General features: G+C 53.7%; 15 protein-coding genes. 14 read left to right on the top strand and 1 reads right to left on the bottom strand.

The genetic code is table 11. The annotated features are described in order from the left end of the window. The first annotated feature begins 12 nt into the window (after positions 1 to 12). From plsX to rplS, 13 genes are all read left to right on the top strand, one after another. Positions 13 to 1044 (top strand): phosphate acyltransferase PlsX, encoded by a 1032-nt coding sequence (plsX, locus tag QOS01_RS05695; protein WP_283621482.1) that lies wholly within the window; start codon positions 13 to 15, stop codon positions 1042 to 1044. 36 nt (positions 1045 to 1080) lie between these two features. After that, positions 1081 to 1341: an acyl carrier protein gene (acpP, locus tag QOS01_RS05700; protein ID WP_283621483.1), complete on the top strand. Its 261-nt coding sequence runs from the start codon at positions 1081 to 1083 to the stop codon at positions 1339 to 1341. 124 nt (positions 1342 to 1465) lie between these two features. After that, entirely contained in the window at positions 1466 to 2164 is a 699-nt protein-coding gene (gene rnc, locus QOS01_RS05705) for a ribonuclease III (protein ID WP_283621484.1), read from the top strand. An 18-nt stretch (positions 2165 to 2182) separates the two neighbouring features. Beyond that, a complete protein-coding gene (gene smc, locus QOS01_RS05710) occupies positions 2183 to 5755 on the top strand; it encodes a chromosome segregation protein SMC (protein ID WP_283621485.1) in 3573 nt (1190 codons plus the stop codon). Between the two features lie 2 nt (positions 5756 to 5757). Continuing rightward, positions 5758 to 7302, top strand: coding sequence for a signal recognition particle-docking protein FtsY (gene ftsY / locus QOS01_RS05715; protein ID WP_283621486.1), 1545 nt, complete (start codon positions 5758 to 5760; stop codon positions 7300 to 7302). A 12-nt stretch (positions 7303 to 7314) separates the two neighbouring features. Then, entirely contained in the window at positions 7315 to 7656 is a 342-nt protein-coding gene (locus tag QOS01_RS05720; protein ID WP_283621487.1) for a putative DNA-binding protein, read from the top strand. 3 nt (positions 7657 to 7659) lie between these two features. Continuing rightward, positions 7660 to 9108: a signal recognition particle protein gene (ffh, locus tag QOS01_RS05725; protein ID WP_283621488.1), complete on the top strand. Its 1449-nt coding sequence runs from the start codon at positions 7660 to 7662 to the stop codon at positions 9106 to 9108. 93 nt (positions 9109 to 9201) lie between these two features. Further along, the gene (gene rpsP, locus QOS01_RS05730) at positions 9202 to 9477 is read left to right on the top strand and encodes a 30S ribosomal protein S16 (RefSeq protein ID WP_047770352.1); all 276 of its coding nucleotides are present in this window, start codon (positions 9202 to 9204) and stop codon (positions 9475 to 9477) included. Between the two features lie 12 nt (positions 9478 to 9489). Next, positions 9490 to 9750 (top strand): KH domain-containing protein, encoded by a 261-nt coding sequence (locus tag QOS01_RS05735; protein WP_222257843.1) that lies wholly within the window; start codon positions 9490 to 9492, stop codon positions 9748 to 9750. 80 nt (positions 9751 to 9830) lie between these two features. Continuing rightward, the gene (gene rimM / locus QOS01_RS05740) at positions 9831 to 10337 is read left to right on the top strand and encodes a ribosome maturation factor RimM (RefSeq protein ID WP_283621489.1); all 507 of its coding nucleotides are present in this window, start codon (positions 9831 to 9833) and stop codon (positions 10335 to 10337) included. Continuing rightward, entirely contained in the window at positions 10337 to 11095 is a 759-nt protein-coding gene (trmD, locus tag QOS01_RS05745; protein ID WP_283621490.1) for a tRNA (guanosine(37)-N1)-methyltransferase TrmD, read from the top strand. Before rimM ends, trmD begins: the two co-directional genes overlap by 1 nt. Positions 11096 to 11106: 11 nt before the next feature. Then, positions 11107 to 12540 (top strand): APC family permease, encoded by a 1434-nt coding sequence (locus QOS01_RS05750; RefSeq protein ID WP_283621491.1) that lies wholly within the window; start codon positions 11107 to 11109, stop codon positions 12538 to 12540. 114 nt (positions 12541 to 12654) lie between these two features. Continuing rightward, complete coding sequence (gene rplS, locus QOS01_RS05755; protein ID WP_047768552.1) at positions 12655 to 13020, top strand: 50S ribosomal protein L19; 366 nt, start codon at positions 12655 to 12657, stop codon at positions 13018 to 13020. A 120-nt stretch (positions 13021 to 13140) separates the two neighbouring features. Here rplS and QOS01_RS05760 read toward each other — a convergent pair whose 3' ends face one another. Next, complete coding sequence (locus QOS01_RS05760) at positions 13141 to 14271, bottom strand: tyrosine-type recombinase/integrase (RefSeq protein ID WP_283621492.1); 1131 nt, start codon at positions 14269 to 14271, stop codon at positions 13141 to 13143. A gap of 531 nt (positions 14272 to 14802) precedes the next feature. On the opposite strand from QOS01_RS05760, the gene pnuC reads away from it, so the two are divergent. Further along, the gene (pnuC, locus tag QOS01_RS05765) at positions 14803 to 15612 is read left to right on the top strand and encodes a nicotinamide riboside transporter PnuC (protein WP_283621493.1); all 810 of its coding nucleotides are present in this window, start codon (positions 14803 to 14805) and stop codon (positions 15610 to 15612) included. The last annotated feature ends 123 nt before the right edge of the window (positions 15613 to 15735 follow it).

Consider the following 15735-nt stretch of genomic DNA (forward strand, 5'->3'; position numbering starts at 1 on the left):
GGAGGAAGAAAGATGAAAATTGCCGTTGATGCAATGGGTGGCGACAACGCCCCACAAGCGATTATCGAGGGGGTTGAGCAGGCCCGTGACCAGTACCCGGACCTGGAATTTGAGCTGTTCGGTGACCCGGCCAAGGTTAAACCCCTGATCAAGAACAACGACCGGCTGACCATTATGGCCACCACTGAGGAAATCTCAATGGGTGAGGAACCCGTCCGGGCAATCCGGAAGAAGAAGGACTCTTCAATCGTCCGGGCAGCCCGGGCCGTCAAGGAGGGGGAGGCAGACGCCTTCTTCTCCGCCGGCAACACTGGGGCTGTCCTGGCGGCCGGAATCTTCATTGTTGGCCGGATCAAGGGGATCGACCGGCCCGGCCTGACCAGCATCCTGCCGATTACCCAGCCGGGTGCCGACCGCCACAGCTTCGTCTACCTGGACACCGGGGCCAACGCCGAGAGCAAGGAACGCAACCTGGTGCAGTTTAGCTACCTGGGTAAGTTCTACGCCGAAAACGTCTTGGGCGTGGATAATCCCCGGGTTGCCCTGCTCAATAACGGGGCCGAAGAGGACAAGGGGGACCAGCTCCATAAGGCTGTTTGGCAGGACCTGAATGCCGAGGAGGGCATCAACTTTGTCGGCAACATTGAATCCGGTGACCTCCTGTACGGCAAGGCCGACGTGGTGGTCAGCGATGGCTGGACGGCCAACGCGGCCCTGAAGGCCACTGAGGGAACCGCCAAGATGATGCTGTCCCTGATTAAGGACGGGATCTTAAACGGGGGCCTGCGGGCTAAGCTGGGCTACCTCTTCTTGAAACCAGTCTTCCACCAGATTGGTAAGAAGATGAGTGCCTCCACTTACGGCGGGGCCGTTCTCCTTGGCCTGAAGGCGCCAGTCGTTAAGACCCATGGTTCCTCGGATGCCAAGGCGGTTAAGAATACCATTGGCCAAATCCGGACAATGCTGACCTCGGGAGTCATTGAGAAGACGGTTGAATTCTTCGGTCAAGCTTCAGTAGTAGACAAGCAGGACAAAAACGAATAAAATAGGAACGTACTTAATAAAGAGAGGTTATTTACCATGGCTGAAAATGATAATAAGCGTACCCAAATTTTTAACAAGGTTTCCGAAATCGTGGCCGATCATTTTGACATCGACCGGGCCAAGATCACGGATGATTTGAACCTGAAGACGGATTTGGATGCCGACTCAATTGACTTTGTTGAATTCGTTCTTGAACTAGAAGATACTTTTAATGCTGAGATCGCCGATGACGAAGCCGAAAAGCTGAGCACCATTGGTGAAGTGGTTGACTATATCGACCAACACACAGCAGATTAAACGCAAGAAGCCGGCTCGTTCGGCTTTTTTCTTTTTAAAGCGAAAAATCCTGCCCAGGAAAAGACTTGTCTAGTATAATAGGAAAGAATCAATATTTTAATGAAGATAAGAAAGGAATAGGTTTATGATTAACGAACTGCAAGACTACTTGGCCAAGGAATTTGATATTCACTTTGCTGACCCGAGTTTATTAGCAGAAGCCTTTACCCAGGCTTCCTACGTTAATGAACACCCCAACCAGCACCTGAAGTTTTACGAACGGATCGAATTTCTTGGCGATGCCGTGTTGGAACTAATTGTCTCTGAATACATCTACAAGCGCTACCCTGAACTCCCCCAGGGTAAGCTGACCCGTCTGCGGGCGGCGATGGTCTGCGAGGACAGCTTCTCCAAGTTTGCCAAGGAGTGTCACTTTGACCAGTACATCCGGCTGGGACACGGGGAAGAGATGGCCGGTGCCCGCCAGCGTCCGGGCCTGCTCTGCGACATCTTTGAATCCTTCGTCGGCGCCCTCTACCTTGACCAGGGACGGCCCGCTGTGGAGAAGTTTGTCCACCGGGTAATCTTCCCGAAGCTCGACATGGGCTGGTTTGACCACGCCGTTGATGCCAAAACTAGCCTTCAGGAATTCTTGCAACGCGATGGGGACGTCCTGATTGAATACCACCTCCTGGACGAACAGGGGACGGAAAACGACCCCCAATTCCACGTCAATGTTTCGGCAGATGGCAAGGTCATTGCCGAAGGGCGCGGGTCTTCAAAGAAGCAGGCGGAGATGCAGGCGGCAAAGAAGGCGTTGGAAAAGCTCCGCACGACGAAGTAACGTTGAGAGAAGATAAGCATGCAATTATTGTCGTTAACTTTAGATGGTTTTAAATCATTTGCGCACAAAACCACGATTAAATTTGAAGAAGGAATGACCGGGATCGTCGGCCCCAACGGTAGCGGGAAGAGCAATATCATCGAAGCCATCCGCTGGGTGATGGGTGAACAGTCGGCCCGTCACCTCCGTGGGGACAAGATGGCCGACGTGATCTTCAACGGTTCCGCCGACCGGGCCCCACTGAACCGGGCGCTGGTCTCTATCACCTTTGATAACAGTGACCACTACCTGGCCAGCAACTTCACCGAGCTGACGATCACCCGGAAGCTCTACCGCAACGGGGACAGTGAGTACTTGATCAACGGGCAGAAGGTCCGGCTAAAGGACATCGTTGACCTCTTCATCGATTCGGGCCTGGGCCGGGAGTCTTTCTCCATCATCTCCCAGGGCCGGATTGAAGCGGTCTTCAACGGGAAACCGGCTGACCGGCGGGCGATTATTGAAGCGGTCGCCGGGGTTGCCAAGTACCGGAAGAACAAGGAGACCGCCGAAAAGCGCCTGTCCGCCACGATGGATAACCTTAACCGGGTCAATGACATCATCAGTGAGCTGAATAGTCAGCTGGAACCCTTGGCGGACCAGAGTGCCTTGGCCAAGGACTACCTCGAACAAAAAGAGCAGCTGGACCGCTTTGACCGCACTCAGTTGGTCCGTAACTACGACCGCGTGCACGAGCAAATGGCGGCCACGACGGGCAAGGTCGACCAGGCTAAGCAGTTGGCTGACCAGTACCAGGACCAAGCCAAGGCGGCCGCTAGCAAGCTGGCCGAATTAAAGAAACAGCGGGCGGACCTCCTGAACGAAAAGGACCGCCTCCAGCAGGCGATTCTCCAGCAGACCGAGTTGATTGCCGGCTACAATTCCAAGCAGTCGGTCTCCACGGTCAAGCACCAGCAGCAAGAACGTGAGCAGGACCGCCTCCAGGAACAACTGGCCAAGAATGCGGCCGCCGTTAGTTCAATCCAGGACCAGTTGGCGGACCTCAAGAAGCAGGAAGCCAGCCACCAGGCGGCTGTTGAAAGCCACCAGGCGGACTTGGCGGATGCTGAACAGCTGACCGGCCAGGAGCAGATTGCTAAGCTCCAGGACCGCCTCAACCACCTGCGCGACCAGCAGATTGACCTCCTCCAGAAGCAGACGACCCTCCACAACCAGGAGAACTTTCTGAAGCAGGGTCACCAGCAGCGGTTGAGCCAGGAGAAACAGAGTAACGCTGACCTGGCCGCCCGCCAGGAGAAGCGCGCGGCCCTGGAAAAGCAGGGACAAGCGGCCCAGGACAAGATTGACCAGTTGACGGCCCAGGTTAAGGACTGCCAGGCCAAGCTAACTGATACCCAACAGAAATTATCCGACCTGACGAACCAGTACCAGGAGACCCAGCGGCAGTGGTACCAGGCCCTCGGGGATGCCCACTCGACCGAGTCCCGGATCAAGAACTTCCGGGCAATGGAAGACGAATATGCTGGCTACTACCGGGGCGTCCAGGCGGTCCTGAAAAACCGCCGCCAGTTTCCTGGTCTCGCCGGGGCGGTCAGTGAGCTGGTTGAGGTGCCGGCCAAGCTGACGACGGCGATTGAAACCGTCCTTGGCGGCCAGCTCCAGCAGCTGGTGGTCGACAGCCAGGCAACCGGGAAGCAAATCATTCACTACCTGATCAGCCAGCGCGCCGGGCGGGTGACCATCCTGCCGTTGGACACCCTGAGTTCCCGGCGGCCGGTGACGGTCAGCCCGACGGTGGCTAACCTGCCGGGCTACGTTGGCCGGACCACCGATCTGATCAAGTACGAAGACCGCTACCAGATTATTGTCAACCACCTCCTGGCTAACACGGTCATCGTTGACAACCTCGACCACGCCACGGCGGTTGCCCGGGCCGGCCACCACCAGTTACGGGTGGTGACCCTGGACGGCCAGCTGATCAACGCCAGCGGGGCGATGACCGGTGGGGCGAACCGTCACCACCAGCACGGCCTGCTCAGTCAGAAGCAGTCGGGTAAGGAACTGGACGCCCTCTTGAAGCGCCAACAGGACCAGGCAAAGCAACTGGAAAAGTGGGTGGCAGCTTTACAGGCCTCCCACCAGCGGGGCCAGGCCCAGGTAACCGCCCTTCAGGAGGAACTACACGGTTACCAGGGGCGGCTGCAGGATGCCCAGGGCCAATCCAGGGTCCTGGCCGACCAGCAGGCAGAAGTTGACCGCCAGATCAACACCCTGAAGCGCCAGTCCGCCCTCCAGGATAACCAGCACCAGGACTTCCAGTCCGCTTTGGCCGATAACCAGGCGGCCCAGGAGGATACCGACCAGCAGTTGGCCAAGGTCCAAAAAGCGACCCAGCAGGTTAACCAGCAGATTCGGGCCCTTCAGACGGATGCCGATAGTCAGAGCGAGCGGATTCACCAGCTCAGACAGTGGCTGGCGGTGGCCGAGGAACGCAGCCAGCAGTATGCCCGGCAAGAACAAGGCCTCGACCACCAGCTGGCCGAACTGGATGCGGCGGCCGACCAGCTCCGCAGCCAGCGTGACCAGCTCGCCCAGGAACTCCAGTCGGCGGATGATAGTACGGAGTCCACGGCGGCAGCCCTGGCAACGGCCAAGAAGAAGTTGGCGGCCCACCAGGCCCAGCTGAAGGAGCTGAACCAGCAGGTCAGCCAGGTCGAGGACCAGGTGGCGGCGGCCGAAAACGACCACCAGCGCCTCCAGGAACTCGAACGGGCGGCCAAGGATGATTTAAACGACTTAAACGAACGGCGGGTCCGCAGCGAGGGCAAGATTGACCAGCTGCTTAACCGCCTGAACGATAACTATTCAATGACGATTGACGAGGCCCGCCAGAAGGTTGACAAGGAAATTAGTGATTCGCAGTTAGCAATTCGTCTGAAGCTCTTGCGGCGGGGAATTGCCGAGCTGGGCGAGGTCAACGTTAGTGCCATCGAGGAGTACGACCGGGTCAAGGAACGATATGACTTCCTGAAGGGGCAGCAGACCGACCTCCTGGAGTCCCGCGACCAGCTCAAACAGACGATGGCCGAGATGGACGGCCAGGTTGAGCAGCGCTTCACCGCAACCTTTAAGAAGGTTTCGGCAGCCTTCAACGAGACCTTCCAGCAGATCTTCGCGGGCGGCCAGGCCAAACTGGTCTTGACCGACCCCCACGACCTCTTGAACACGGGGGTTGACATCATGGCCCAGCCACCGGGCAAGAAGAACCAGCACATGAACCTGCTGTCCGGTGGGGAACGGGCCCTGACCGCGATTACCCTGCTGTTTGCCATCCTGAAGGTCCGGCCGGTACCGTTTGCCATCCTAGACGAACCGGAAGCGGCGCTTGATGAGGTCAACGTGCAGCGCTTTGCCAACTACCTCAACCGCTTCGGCAAGACGGGGCCACAGTTCATCGTGATTACCCACCGGAAGGGAACGATGATGGGGGCCAATGTCTTGTACGGGGTCACCATGCAGGAGTCCGGAGTCTCCAAGATGGTCTCCGTCGATGTCGTTGAAAACTTGAATGAAGAAAACGAGGAGGAATAGTCATGGGATTATTTGATATTTTCCGCCGTCATAAAAAGAAAAAACAGGAAGAATCGGCAGCTCCTAGCGCCCCGACCACACCAGCGTCAGCGGCCAGCGCCCAGCCGACGACCCCCGCTAGTGAGGCGGTCCAGGTGACGCCGCCGGCCCCTGCGCAAACGCAATCGACGCCTGCCGAGAGTCAACCGGCGGCCCAACCAACGCCGGCCACCACGGCCACTGAGCCGGCAGTGATTCAGCCAACAACGGCTCCAGAACCAACGCAGCCGACGACCGCACCAAGCAGTGTGGCCAGTGAGCAGCCGCAGCCAACTGAGCCGGCTAGTGCCGAACCAACGACACCGGAACCGGCAGCAGTGAGTGCGGCCCCAACTGCACCAAGTGAAGCACCGGCATCCGCCAGTGAAACTGCGCCTACTGAGCCAGCATCCGCCAGTGAAACTGCGCCTACTGAGCCAGCATCCACCAGTGCCCAGCCGACGGCCCCAGCGCCAACAAGCGCTACCGAGCCAGCACCAGCCAGCACCGCACCAACCCAACCGACGACGCCCGCATCGACCGCACCCGAACCAGCGGATAGTGCGGCCTCGGCAGCGGATACGGAAGATAAGACAGAGAAGAAGTACGACAAGGGGTTGGAGAAGTCGCGGACCGGATTCGGTGCCCGGCTGAACCGCTTCTTGGCCAACTTCCGCCACGTCGACGAGGACTTCTTCGACGACCTGGAGGACATGCTGATTGAATCCGATGTCGGCTACGACATGGCGATGAAACTCAGTGATGAGCTCAGAGAAGAGGTTAAGCTGGAGAACGCCAAGAGCAAGCAGGACGTCTCGAACGTCATCATCGAGAAGATGGTGGACCTCTACGACGAGGCCGGCAAGGACGAGAAACCAGCCTTGCAGATGGCTAAGGAAGGCCCGACCGTGATCATGTTCGTCGGCGTCAACGGGGCCGGGAAGACGACCACCATCGGGAAGATGGCAGCCCTCTTCAAGAAGCAGGGCAAGAAGGTCCTGCTGGCGGCCGCCGACACATTCCGGGCCGGGGCCACGGAACAGCTGGATGTCTGGGCCAAGCGTGACGGTGTCGACATCGTCACCGGGCCAGAGAACGGCGACCCGGCGGCGGTAGTCTTCGACGCGGTCCAAAAGGCCAAGAAGGAGGACTACGACATCCTCTTCGTTGATACAGCTGGCCGGCTACAGAACAAGGTCAACCTGATGAACGAGCTGGCCAAGATGAAGCGGATTCTGACCCGGGAGATTCCGGACGCGCCTCACGAAGTCCTGCTGGTCTTGGACGCCACGACGGGGCAAAACGCCCTCAACCAGGCCAAGCTCTTTAAGCAGAGTACGGACGTCACCGGGATTGTCCTGACCAAGCTTGACGGGACGGCCCGTGGGGGGATTGTCCTGGCAATCCGGAACGAACTCCACCTGCCCGTCAAGTACGTGGGCCTTGGTGAAAAGGTCGATGACTTGCAGAAGTTCAACGCCAGCGACTTCGTTTACGGCCTCTTCAAGGGCCTGGTCGAGGTCGACTAGGGAGAGTTCACGATGGAAATTGAAAAGAACTACCGGATTAACTCCCTCTTTGAGTTTTACCAGCCGCTCTTGACCAAGAAGCAAAACGACTACCTGGAGCTCTACTACGGGGATGACTACTCTCTTGGCGAGATTGCCGAGAACTTTCACGTGAGTCGCCAGGCGGTTTATGATAATATCAAGCGGACAGAGAATATTTTGGAAGACTACGAGGCCAAGTTGCACCTTTACGCCGAGTTTCAGGCGCGCAATAAGCAGGCAGACGAGATCCAAAATTACGTGCGTACCCACTACCCAGACGATGCCAAGCTGAACGACTTGGTTGGCCATTTGGAAAGTTTGGAGGAAGAATAAACAATGGCATTTGAAGGATTAACTGAGCGCCTGCAAAAGGCGATGGAAAAACTACGGCGCAAGCCTAAGGTCACGGAAGCGGACCTCCGGGAAACGATGCGGGAAATCCGCCTCGCCCTCCTGGAAGCCGACGTTAACTTTAAGGTCGTTAAGGACTTCGTAAAGACGGTCCGGGAAAAGGCCGCCGGGGCCGAAGTGCTGAAGGGGTTGAACCCCGCCCAGCAAATCGTCAAGATCGTTAACGAGGAATTGACCAAGCTGATGGGGGAGGAAGCCGTTCCCCTCAACAAAGCCAAGCACATTCCAACGGTTATCATGATGGTTGGGCTCCAAGGGGCCGGTAAAACGACCACCGCGGGGAAGTTAGCTCTGCGGTTGAAGAACGAGGACCACGCCCGGCCACTGTTCATCGCGGCCGACGTCTACCGGCCAGCTGCCATCACCCAGCTGCAACAGGTGGCCGACCAAATCGACGTGCCGGTCTTTGAGAAGGGGACCGACGTTGACCCCGTGGAGATCGTCCGCGAGGGGATGGAAGTTGCCAAGCAAAACCACAACGACTACGTGATCATCGATACGGCCGGGCGCCTACAGATCGATGAACAGCTGATGAACGAACTGGCCAACATCAAGAAGCTGGTCAACCCGGACGAAATCCTCCTGGTAATCGACTCGATGACCGGGCAAAACGCGGTCAACACCGCCCAGGGATTTGACGACAAGCTCGACATCACCGGGGTTGTCCTGACCAAGCTGGATGGGGACACCCGTGGTGGGGCCGCCATGTCAATCCGGGCCGTCACCGGGAAGCCAATCAAGTTCGTCGGTGAAGGGGAAAAGATGGAAGACCTGGACGTCTTCCACCCCGACCGGATGGCTTCACGGATCCTGGGCATGGGGGACATGATGACCCTGATCGAAAAGGCCCAGAAGAACTTCGACGAAGAACAGGCCCAAGAGACCATGGACAAGATGCGGGAAAACACCTTTGACTACAACGATTTTCTCGCCCAGATGGACCAGGTCACCAAGATGGGCCCCATCGAAAATATCATCAAGATGATGCCGGGGATGGCCAATAACCCGGCCCTAAAGAACATCAACATTGACCCGAAGCAGTTTACCCACATCAAGGCCATCGTCCTCTCGATGACCCCTGAGGAGCGGGAGAACCCCGACCTGATGAACCCGAGCCGGCGGCGGCGCCTGGCCGCAGGGGCGGGCCGGCCAATCGTGGAAGTTAACCGGATGATCAAGCAGTTCAACCAGATGCGGAAGATGATGAAGCAGGTCACCAACGGGAACATGAGCGGCATGCAGAACATGTTTGGCGGTCAGATGCCAGGCGGTAAGATGGGGCAGATGGCGATGAACCGGATGGCCCGCAAGATGAAGAAGGACAAGGCCAAGCGGATTAAGAAGCTGCGCAAGCTCCGCAAGAAGCGGAAATAGAAAATAATTTAGCCTGTCAAGAAAAACTACTTTACATTCTCTTCTAAGACTGGTATATTATTACCTGTTAAAAGAATTCAGGGAGGTGCAAAAATGTCTGTTAAAATTCGTTTAAAGCGTATGGGTTCTAAGAAGCGTCCATTCTACCGGATCGTTGTTGCCGACTCACGTTCACCACGTGACGGTCGTTTCATTACCGCTTTAGGTACTTACAACCCATTGACTACTCCTAAGGAAGTCAAGTTTGATGAAGACGCTGTTATGGATTGGCTTCAAAAGGGTGCCCAACCATCCGACACTGTTCGTAACATGCTTCAAAAGGCTGGCGTTATGAAGAAGTACCACGAAGCTAAGTACGCAAAGAAGTAGTGATGAGTTATCATGACTGAGACAGATATAGAGGCGCTGATTCGTAGTTTAGTAACCCCACTTTTAAACCGTCCGGATGCCCTATCCATTACCCAAGACGATAGCGGCCGTTACCATCAATACATTGTTGATGTTGACCCGGGGGATGTCGGTCGGCTGATTGGTCGGCAGGGACATGTTGCGGCGGCGTTACGTACCGTTGTTGAGGGGGCCCGTTCTCGGCGTTCCAACTCTAAAAAAGTCCGGTTACTGATTAATGATCATCGTCACTAATAAAAAGAGGCTGGGGAAAAACCTTGTGTTTTCTCCAGCCTCTTTCAGCTTTTATGCACATTTGTGATAAGGAGGCAAAAATGGATTTCTTTAATGTTGGAAAAATCGTTAATACCCACGGCATCCGTGGTGAGGTCCGGGTCATGCCAACCACCGACTTTGTGAAGGAGCGCTTTGCGAAGGACCATAAGCTCTACCTGGATATGAAGGAGGGCCCGCTGGAACTAACTGTTGAAAAGGCCCGCCAGCACAAGGGCTTCCTCTTGGTCAAGTTCGCGGGCTACGACAACATCAACGACGTCCTGAACTTTCGGGACCACGAGCTGATGGTCACGGAAGAAGACCAGCAGCCCTTGGAAGACGGCCAGTACTACTACCGGCAGATCATCGGCCTAACCGTGAAAACCCTGGAAGGCGAGGAGCTGGGCACGATTAAGGAAATCATGGCCCCGGGGGCAAATGACGTCTGGGTCGTGGACCGGCCGGACAAGGAGGACCTCCTCTTGCCGGTGATTGACGATGTGGTTAAGAAGGTCGACCTTGAAAACCACCAGGTCCTGGTTGAATTGATGGAGGGGTTGGAATAATGAAGATTGATATTTTAAGCCTGTTCCCGGACATGTTCCAGGCCACGCTGGGCGAGTCGATTATCGGTAAGGCCCAGGAGAGTGGCTTCTTGGACATCAAGGTGACGGATTTCCGCGACTACACGACGGATAAACATAACCACGTTGACGATGCCCCGTTTGGTGGGGGTGCCGGGATGCTCCTCCAGCCGCAGCCAATCTTTGATGCCATGGCGGCAATCGATAAGGAAAACGAGGGGAAGTACCCCAAGGGCCGGGTCATCCTGATGGATCCGGCCGGCCGGCGTTTTGACCAGGAGTACGCCCAGGAGCTGTCACAGGAAGAGCACCTGACCTTTATCTGCGGCCACTACGAGGGCTACGACGAGCGAATTCGCCAGCTAGTGACCGATGAGGCCTCCCTGGGTGACTATGTCCTGACCGGGGGCGAGCTGGCGGCGATGGTGATGATTGACGCCACGGTCCGCTTCGTTCCCGGGGTCTTGGGCAACATGGCCTCCCCGATGGGCGATTCCTTCTCTAACGGCCTTTTAGAGTACCCCCAATACACCCGGCCGGCGGATTTCCGGGGGATGAAGGTTCCCGAAGTCCTGACCAGTGGTAACCACCAGAAGATCAAGGAATGGCGGATGAGAGAGTCCCTGCGGCGGACCCTCCACCGCAGGCCGGACCTCCTCAAGACGGCAAAGTTGAGCCGGGAGCAGCAGTTAATGCTCCAGGACATCAAGCTGGACGAGGATCCGGACGTTCCTGACTAACGGTGGTAACAATGAGAAAGTTAATTGAACGATTGTTTTGGAAGCAGGACCCGGGTGTTTATCAGCAGAAGGACGCCAAGCTGACGCCGAGCCTGCGGACGATTGACCTGATCGGCCTGGGGACGGGGATGGTAGTCGGAACCGCCATCTTCACCTTGCCGGGGATCGTGGCCGCCGAGCACACCGGCCCGGCCGTGCCGCTGGCCTTCATCGTGGCGGCAATCGGTGCGGGCCTGTCCGCCTTGGCCTACGCTGAGATGTCCTCGGTCCTGCCCTTTGCCGGGTCGGCCTTTTCCTGGATCAACGTCCTCTTTGGTGAATTCTTCGGCTGGGTGGCCGGCTGGGCCCTACTGGCGGAGTACTTCATCTCGGTGGCGTTTGTCGCCTCGGGCTGGTCGGCCTACATGCAGGGCTTTCTAGCCAGCCTGGGGATCAAGCTGCCGGTGGCCTTGACCGGGGGTTTTAACCCGGCGAAGGGGTCGTACGTCGATATCCTGGCGGCCCTGGCCATCCTGGTGGTCGGTATCCTGATCTCGCGGGGTGTCCACCAGGTCAGCCGGATTGAGAACTTTATCGTTTCCATCAAACTCCTGGTGATCATCATGTTCGTGGTCGTTGGGGCGACGGCGATCCAGACGAAAAACTACGTCCCGTTTATTCCGCCACACCGGCCGGGCACGAGCTTTGGTGGCTGGCAGGGGATCATTGCCGGGACCGCGCAGATATTCATTGCCTACGTGGGCTTTGACGCAATTGCGGCCAATACGGCGGAGACGAAGAACCCGCAGAAGACGATGCCCCGGGGGCTGATCGGGACCCTGGTGCTGGGGACCGGCTTCTTTATCGCCGTGTCGCTGGTGCTGGTGGGGATGTTTAAGTACTCCCGCTACGCCAATAATGCAGAGCCGGCGGCCTGGGCCCTCCGCCAGTCCGGTCATTATCTGACGGCTAACCTGTTGTCGATTGTGGCAATTGTCGGCATCTTCTCGGCGCTGATTGCGATTCTGCTGGCGTCGTCACGGCTGATCTACGCCTTTGGCCGGGACGGCCTGTTGCCGAAGACTCTGGGCGTGGTGGATGGTCGCCACGTGCCCAACCATGCCCTGTGGGTCATCACCTTTCTGGCGATGATCCTGGGGTCGGTCTTCCCGTTTACCTTCTTGGCAACCCTGGTGTCGGCGGGGACCCTGGTGGCCTTCATCTTCGTCTCGCTGGGAATTTACGCCCTGCGCCCCCGGGAGGGGAAGGACCTGCCGGACGCGCAGTTTAAGATGCCCTGGTATCCGGTATTGCCAACGATTTCAGCGCTATTTTCGGCGGTGATTTTCTGGGGACTAAACCGGGACGCGAAGATCCTGATGGTCGGCTGGTTTGTGGTTGGCCTGGTGATTTACTTTGCCTACGGGCTGCAGCACTCGATAATTAACCAGGAACATGGGGATTGACCCTTGAAAGTCAGGGGAAAAGCATGTATAGTAGTTATTGGCTGTTTAGCCGTGAATAACGGTATTCCGCTGCCCGCTTGAGGACATGAATGTCGGCGAAAGGAAAGAAATTTTATGCGTCAAAATAAGTTAATCGAAAAGATTACTGCAAGTCAATTACGTGATGATATTCCAGACTTCCGTGCCGGGGACACTGTTCGTGTTCACGCCCGGATCGTGGAAGGTTCCCACGAACGTATCCAGATGTTCGAAGGGGTTGTTATCAAGCGTCACGGTGCTGGTATCAGCGCTACTTACACCGTTCGGAAGATCAGTAACGGTGTCGGTGTGGAACGGACCTTCCCAGTCCACTCACCACGGGTTGCTAAGATTGACGTTCTGCGTCATGGTCGTGTACGTCGTGCTAAGCTGTACTACCTGCGGGCACGTACTGGTAAGGCTACTCGTATCGCCGAAAAGCGTCGCGACGAAGAAAAGTAATCTAACCGCGAGAACCCTTGATAGACAAGGGTTCTCTTTTGTTTTTAAATTTAATTCCTTTACGAAAAAGACAACAAAAAATAATACTGCAAACGGATTATTGTCAGATTATTGTCAAAATTAAAGTTTTTCAAGTTTAGGTGCCTCCTTTTCGACTGCCTTTTCGGTGACGTGCAGATAAATTTGTCGGGTAACTTTACTATCCGCATGACCAACCCGTTTTTGAATGACATGGATCGGTACACCAAGTTCGGCCAGTTTTGAAATGTGAGTGTGGCGGAAAATGTGACTGCTTAGTGGCTTGTCAATTTTAAGATCTGCCTTTGCTTTGCGCAGGAAAGTATTTATTGTAGAAGATTGAATCGGCGTCCCATTAGACGTGCAGAAAATAAATCCATGACCACCGGTGGCTTTTATTCGTTCCTGATAAATCTTAACGGCCTTTGACGGTAGTATTACGGTTCGTACAGACGAAGCTGTTTTAGGATTGCTAGCTTTCTTCTGATCGGCTATTTTGACATGATCATAGTCAAGCGTACCGGTGATGTCTACTACCCATCTACCGTCTTGCTTGTATACATCATCAAACCCAAGAGACGTTGCTTCGCCAATTCGTGAGCCAGTTAGATAAAGCCATTCGCACAATTGAGCATAAGTGGTATTATGTGCATAAGCGTAATTAAAAAGCGCCTTAAGCTCGTCGTCCTCCAAAAATTTATTTTTAATTTTGACCCCACTGACAGGTGTCTTGTAATCAATCTCGATACCGTCAACGGGGTTCTTTTTTACATAGGAATTTTTAACAGCAAACTCCATAACGGTGTGACAGAAGTATTTGTATTTTGAAGCGTATCCGCTCGATATTCTTCTATCACCATACATAAGATCTTCAATGAACTTAATAATCGCCTTTGACGTAATGCGTTCTACTAGAGCGTCTTCACCGAAGTAATCACGCATTACTTTAAGCATAGTTAAGTGATTGTAGTAGGTTGACCGCCGCACACGATTTTTAGATTCAGCTTTATACTCATCAAGCACCTGTCCAAGCGTAACCCCGTGAGTTATAGTGCCTTGTTGAACCTCATTTAGTTTCTTTTCGATTTTCTTATTGAGCACAATTCTAGCTTGCTTGACAGTGCTTTTACGCTTATCCGGAATACCAACAGTCACTCGCTTCAGTTTGCCCGTTAGCGGGTCTTTATACCTGTCAACCAGACGATATTTTTTACCTGATTTTTGAATAAACATGTTTTCACCTCCTTTCATCGAATGTGTGTTCTCTAGTAGTACTTTTTAAACCCGTCGATTTCGACGGGTTAATTTGTTTGTTATAATTAAGTAAACTAATGTTCGAGGTGCAAAAATGTCTGATGAAAGCCCATTTGAAATTATCGATGGTCAGGTTATATTACATGATAGCTTTCAAGGAGTCGACAGGACGGTTCTAAATAGTGAACAGGTAGCCGCAATTGAGTTACTTATTCAAAAATACATTTGCAAAGGTCATAGCCAAAATTAGTTAAATTAATATACGAGCTCACTAAATTACATGTATTATTTTCATACTCAGCAGGCTTATTAATAGTTGCTCTGAGTATTTTTTCAATTATTGCATATTTGTCATCACTTTTGTTCAGCCTGTTAGATTGCTTATCATTGGCAATACCCAAAGAAACTAAGATGTCAAGAGATGAGTTAAAACTATTAACTATTTTTGAATTGGGCATTAAACATTAAATTTTGAAAAGGGCGAAAGCTCGGATAAGCGGCCCGTTTAGGGTGAAAGCTAAAAATAAGGAAGAGGGAATTTTTAAGATGAGAAACTCAAAGGAACTATTGGTAGTGGACGGAAAATTTGTAGGTACGTATTGGCAATGGTTAAAGAATCAGCTATCTGGTTGGGATAGAATGCCGTGGATTCTATTTGCATTCATTGTAGGGGCACAGTTAATGAACTTTGCTCTAAATCAAATTAATTGGCTATCAATGGTAAGTCTCTTTGCGACAATTGCGGGCTCATTATGTACGTGTGCTATGGCCGCTTCAGGTACGGATCCAATTACAGGGGAAAGAATGACTTCCCGTAGTATCAACGGTCTGTTTGGTGCGATTTCATTGATTGGTTTTATTATTGTTAATCTAGCACAGCAGCATTACTTTGCGGCGTTCGATCAGTTAGTATTTTTCTTCTTGATTGATGTTGAGTTACTGTTCACGTGGAGAACGTGGGGACGCGGGGATACTGCTGATATTAAGAAACTGACTAAGCGGGGTTATCTCTATACATTCTTATCTATGGTGATTGCTTGGATCTTACTATACTTTGTTGGCGTTGTCCTAAATGATCAGCAACCTATATTTGATAGTCTCGTATTGGCCATGGGTGCCGTAGCAAGTTGGTTATGCTTCCGCCGATACTCATTCACTTACAAGATTTGGCTGTTGAGTGACGTGGCACAAATCCTGCTGTTCGTAACAACTATCGTACAAGCTGGATTTAGCGGTACCGCACTCGCAATGACACTTAATTATGTATTTTATTTTGCTACATCAGTGTTGGGTCTATTTAATTGGAAGCCTACTAAATAAGTAATAATAAAGAGGATTGGGAGGCCAGTCCTTTTATTTTTATAGACCCGGTTTGTAAAATTAAGTTAGAAAAACAAAAAAGCCATTTGTGATAGACTTTTGAGTATCCCTAATCAAAAGAAA

The sequence above is a fragment of the Limosilactobacillus avium genome (genome assembly GCF_947381485.1).
Taxonomy (GTDB): domain Bacteria; phylum Bacillota; class Bacilli; order Lactobacillales; family Lactobacillaceae; genus Limosilactobacillus; species Limosilactobacillus avium.

Bases quoted from the DNA above. Each gene is read 5' to 3' on its own strand.
- plsX (WP_283621482.1), top strand. From the start codon at position 13: ATGAAAATTGCCGTTGATGCAATGGGTGGCGACAACGCCCCACAAGCG.
- acpP (WP_283621483.1), top strand. From the start codon at position 1,081: ATGGCTGAAAATGATAATAAGCGTACCCAAATTTTTAACAAGGTTTCC.
- rnc (WP_283621484.1), top strand. From the start codon at position 1,466: ATGATTAACGAACTGCAAGACTACTTGGCCAAGGAATTTGATATTCAC.
- smc (WP_283621485.1), top strand. From the start codon at position 2,183: ATGCAATTATTGTCGTTAACTTTAGATGGTTTTAAATCATTTGCGCAC.
- ftsY (WP_283621486.1), top strand. From the start codon at position 5,758: ATGGGATTATTTGATATTTTCCGCCGTCATAAAAAGAAAAAACAGGAA.
- QOS01_RS05720 (WP_283621487.1), top strand. From the start codon at position 7,315: ATGGAAATTGAAAAGAACTACCGGATTAACTCCCTCTTTGAGTTTTAC.
- ffh (WP_283621488.1), top strand. From the start codon at position 7,660: ATGGCATTTGAAGGATTAACTGAGCGCCTGCAAAAGGCGATGGAAAAA.
- rpsP (WP_047770352.1), top strand. From the start codon at position 9,202: ATGTCTGTTAAAATTCGTTTAAAGCGTATGGGTTCTAAGAAGCGTCCA.
- QOS01_RS05735 (WP_222257843.1), top strand. From the start codon at position 9,490: ATGACTGAGACAGATATAGAGGCGCTGATTCGTAGTTTAGTAACCCCA.
- rimM (WP_283621489.1), top strand. From the start codon at position 9,831: ATGGATTTCTTTAATGTTGGAAAAATCGTTAATACCCACGGCATCCGT.
- trmD (WP_283621490.1), top strand. From the start codon at position 10,337: ATGAAGATTGATATTTTAAGCCTGTTCCCGGACATGTTCCAGGCCACG.
- QOS01_RS05750 (WP_283621491.1), top strand. From the start codon at position 11,107: ATGAGAAAGTTAATTGAACGATTGTTTTGGAAGCAGGACCCGGGTGTT.
- rplS (WP_047768552.1), top strand. From the start codon at position 12,655: ATGCGTCAAAATAAGTTAATCGAAAAGATTACTGCAAGTCAATTACGT.
- QOS01_RS05760 (WP_283621492.1), bottom strand. From the start codon at position 14,271: ATGTTTATTCAAAAATCAGGTAAAAAATATCGTCTGGTTGACAGGTAT.